We start from the raw sequence: 3,928 nt of genomic DNA on the forward strand, positions 1-3,928 counted from the left end.
GCGCCCACCGCGGCGAGCGCTGCGGCCGCGAGGTCCGACGGAACCGCGTCGCCCGGGATCGCGCCGACGACCGACGTGGTCGGGGCGAGCACGACGCCGACCGCGTAGCCCGCGCTGCGCTCGTCGCGCACGACCTCGCCGGAGCTCAGTTCGATCACGCGGCGCTGCATCTGGTCGACGATGCCCGCCTCGTGCGTGGCCATCACCACGGTCGTGCCGCTCGCGTTGATGCGCTCCAGGAGCGTCATGATCCCGGCGCTGGTGACCGGGTCGAGGTTGCCCGTGGGCTCGTCGGCGAGCAGGATCTGCGGCTTGTTGACGATGGCACGCGCGATCGCGACGCGCTGCTGCTCGCCGCCGGAGAGCTCATGCGGCATCCGCTTGCCCTTGCCGTCGAGGCCCACCAGCTTCAACGTCTCGGGCACCGCGGACTGCACGAACCCGCGCGACTTGCCGATGACGCGCAGGGCGAAGGCGACGTTCTCGAAGACGTTCTTGTTCGACAGCAGGCGGAAGTCCTGGAACACGACGCCGAGGCTGCGCCGGAAGTACGGGACCTTGCGCGTCGAGATGGACCGCAGGTCCTGGCCGAGCACGTGGATCCGACCGGCCGTCGGCCGGTCCTCCTTGAGGATCAGTCGCAGGAAGCTGGACTTGCCCGATCCCGACGCACCGACGAGGAACACGAACTCCCCGCGCAGGATCTCGACCGTGATCCCGTCGAGGGCGGGTCGGGTCTGCCCGGGGTAGGACTTGGTGACGGAGTCGAAGCGGATCATCGGGTTCGAGCGTAGGCGGCATCCGCTCGAAACGGGGCAGCGACACCGGAAAACGCCGGGCCGCCGACCCGCTCGTTCAGGCGGGGAGCGCGGCGAGTTCGGACGCGACCTTGCTCGCCCACGCGTCGATCGCGTCCCAGTCGCGGAAGTCGCCGGCGGGCAGCGCGTCGTTCTCGGGCATCCAGCTCACGATGCGGTCGCGCCCCTTGAGGTGCTCCGTATCGAGCGCCCCGAAGAACACCATCGTGCCGCGCGGGTGGATGAGCTCCTCGAACTCGGCGAACTCCTTCGGGGCGGCCCCGGCGAGCACGTCGTTGCCGTCCTTGTCGACGCGCTCGGTCCCGAGCGGTCCGCTGGAGAACAGCCAGACCGGCCGGGTGGCGAGCAGCTTGTGGTTGTGCCGCACGAAGCGCCGAGCCTCCTTGCGCCACTTGCCCAGGTACGTCGCGCTGCCGATGACGAAGGCGTCGAACCCCTCGGGGAACTCGACGTCGTCGCAGTGCTCGATGTCGACCTCGTGGTCGGCGTCGCGCAGGCGATCGGCGATCCGGTCGGCGATGCCCCGCGTCGCGCCGTACTTGCTCGAGTACGCGACCAGCACGCGCATGATGCTCACTCCCCCCGCGGGACGCTCGTGGTCCCGCTGGGGTGAGGGTAGGCCGCGCGATCACGGGCGGCCGGTGCCGAAGGTCCCGTGCGATCGCATCCCGCGACGGCCCGGATGCCGGGTCGGCGGCTCAGTCGTCCTTCTGCTTGCGCCAGCGGATGCCGGCCGCGATGAGCCCGTCGATGTCGCCGTCGAACACGGTCGCCGGGTTGCCGACCTCGTAGCCGGTGCGCAGGTCCTTCACGAGCTGCTGGCCGTAGAGGAAGTAGGAGCGCATCTGGTCGCCCCAGCTCGCCGTGATGGTGCCGGCGAGCTCCTTCTTCTTCGCCGCCTCCTCCTCGCGCTTGAGCAGCAGCAGGCGGGTCTGGAGGACGCGCATGGCCGCGGCGCGGTTCTGGATCTGCGACTTCTCGTTCTGCATCGAGACGACGATGCCGGTCGGGATGTGCGTGAGGCGCACGGCCGAGTCCGTGGTGTTGACCGACTGCCCGCCGGGGCCCGACGAGCGGAACACGTCGACGCGGATGTCGTTCTCGGGGACGTCGACCTCGACGGCCTCCTCCATCACCGGGATGACCTCGACCGCGGCGAAGCTCGTCTGGCGCTTGTCGGCCGAGCCGAACGGGCTGATGCGGGCGAGGCGATGCGTGCCGGCCTCGACCGAGAGGGTGCCGTAGGCGTAGGGCACGTCGATCTCGAACGTCGCGGACTTGATGCCCGCGCCTTCCGCGTAGGAGGTGTCCATGACCTTGACCGGGTACTTGTGCCGCTCGGCCCAGCGCAGGTACATGCGCATGAGCATCTCGGCGAAGTCGGTGGCGTCGTCGCCGCCGGCGCCCGAGCGGATGGTGACGACCGCGCCGCGCGGGTCGTACTCGCCGTCGAGCAGCGTCTGCACCTCGAGCTGGCTGACGGTCTGCTCGAGCGCCGCGAGCTCGTTGCGGGCCTCGACGGCGGAGTCCTCGTCCTCCATCTCGTTCGCGAGCTCGACGAGCACCTCGAGGTCGTCGATGCGGCGCTCGAGCTCGGTGACGCGCTTGAGTTCGGTCTGGCGGTGGCTGAGCGCGCTCGTGATCTTCTGCGCGTTCGCGGGGTCGTCCCAGAGCGACGGCGCGCCGGCCTCCTCGGAGAGCCGGGCGATGTCGGCCTTGAGGGCGTCGACGTCGACGACGGCGCGGATGTCGCTGAAGGTGCTGCGCAGGGAAGCGATCTCCTGCGTGAGGTCAAGATCCAACATGTCCCGTCCAGCCTAGTGGCCCCGGCCGTGAGCGACCTGCGCGGGTCACGGGTCGGACGTCCCGCCCGGCTTCGGCGGGGACCGGGCAGACTCGACGCGATCGACGACGGGGGTGGCTGGCGATGGATGTCACGGCGTGGCTGCTCGACGCCGACCCCGCGATCCGGTGGCAGGTCATGCGCGACCTGACGAATGCACCCGACGACGCCGTCGCCGCCGAGCGCGCGCGGGTCGCACGCGCGGGGTGGGGTGCGCGGCTGCTCGCGCTCCAGGGCGAGGACGGCCGATGGGGCGGCGGGACCTACTCGCCGAAGTGGGTGTCGACGACCTACACCCTCCTGCTGCTCCGGCTGCTCGGGCTGGACCCGGCATCCCCCGAGGCCGCCCGCGCCCTCGAACGGGTGCGCGAGGGCGTGACCTGGGACGGGCGGGGCGGCGCGCCGTTCTTCGGCGGCGAATGGGAGACCTGCGTGAACAGCATGGTGCTCGTGCTCGGTGCCTACTTCCGAGAGACGGGGCCGCTCGTGGACGGCCTGCTCGACCGGCTGCTCGGCGAGCAGCTCGAGGACGGCGGATGGAACTGCCAGGCGCCGCGACGCTCGCACCGGTCGTCGTTCAACACGACGATCCTCGCGCTCGAGGCCCTGCTCGAGTTCGAGAGATCGATCGCGCCCGACCCCTCGGTCGCCGCCGCGCGGGCGCGCGGCGAGGAGTACCTCCTGGAGCGCCGGCTGTTCCGCTCGCGCTCGACGGGTGAGGTGATCCGGGAGTCGTGGACCCGGTTCTCGTTCCCTCCGCAATGGCACTACGACGTGCTGCGCGCCCTCGACCACCTCCGCTCGACCGGCCGCGCTCCCGATGCCCGGTGCGGCGAGGCGATCGAGCTCGTACGACGACGACGCCGCGCGGACGGACGCTGGCCGCTCCAGCACACCCACCCCGGGCTCCGGCACTTCGAGATGGAGGACGGCGACGGGAAGCCGAGCCGCTGGAACACCCTGCGGGCGCTGCGTGTGCTCGCCTGGTACGACGGCGGCTCGGGCCTAGCATCGGGAGGATGACCGATACCGCCGCGCCCTTCTCGTGGCGGTCGATCGTGCTCCCCGCGTACCTGCCGACGCTGCTGTTCTCGCTCGGCGAGGGCGCGCTCGTGCCCGTCATCCCGGTCGTCGCGGTCGACCGCGGAGCGTCGCTCGCGCTCGCGGGCCTCATCGCGGCGATGCTGATGGTCGGCGGGCTCGTCGGCGACCTGCCGGCCGGCTGGCTCGTCGCCCGCATCGGCGAACGGCCGGCGATGATCGGCGC

General features: G+C 71.3%; 5 protein-coding genes. 2 read left to right on the forward strand and 3 right to left on the reverse strand.

From position 1 onward, the window contains the following. The 3 genes from ftsE to prfB form a co-directional block, all read right to left on the reverse strand. Positions 1-779: cell division ATP-binding protein FtsE (gene ftsE / locus ESO86_RS12805; RefSeq protein WP_129235373.1), on the reverse strand; the 779-nt coding region annotated here is incomplete at its 3' end. 76 nt (positions 780-855) lie between these two features. Continuing rightward, positions 856-1,386 carry a flavodoxin domain-containing protein gene (locus ESO86_RS12810; protein ID WP_129235374.1) on the reverse strand — a complete coding sequence of 177 codons (531 nt, stop codon included), beginning with the start codon at positions 1,384-1,386 and terminating at the stop codon, positions 856-858. 130 nt (positions 1,387-1,516) lie between these two features. Further along, positions 1,517-2,623, reverse strand: coding sequence for a peptide chain release factor 2 (prfB, locus tag ESO86_RS12815; RefSeq protein WP_129235375.1), 1,107 nt, complete (start codon positions 2,621-2,623; stop codon positions 1,517-1,519). A 122-nt stretch (positions 2,624-2,745) separates the two neighbouring features. Here prfB and ESO86_RS12820 point away from each other — a divergent pair, with 122 nt between their 5' ends. Both ESO86_RS12820 and ESO86_RS12825 read left to right on the forward strand, forming a co-directional pair. Continuing rightward, positions 2,746-3,684 (forward strand): hypothetical protein, encoded by a 939-nt coding sequence (locus ESO86_RS12820; RefSeq protein WP_129235376.1) that lies wholly within the window; start codon positions 2,746-2,748, stop codon positions 3,682-3,684. After that, on the forward strand, positions 3,681-3,928 hold a 248-nt coding region (locus tag ESO86_RS12825; protein ID WP_165307789.1), incomplete at its 3' end, for an MFS transporter. The genes ESO86_RS12820 and ESO86_RS12825, both read left to right, overlap by 4 nt.

The sequence above is a fragment of the Agromyces binzhouensis genome, from assembly GCF_004135055.1.
Taxonomy (GTDB): domain Bacteria; phylum Actinomycetota; class Actinomycetes; order Actinomycetales; family Microbacteriaceae; genus Agromyces; species Agromyces binzhouensis.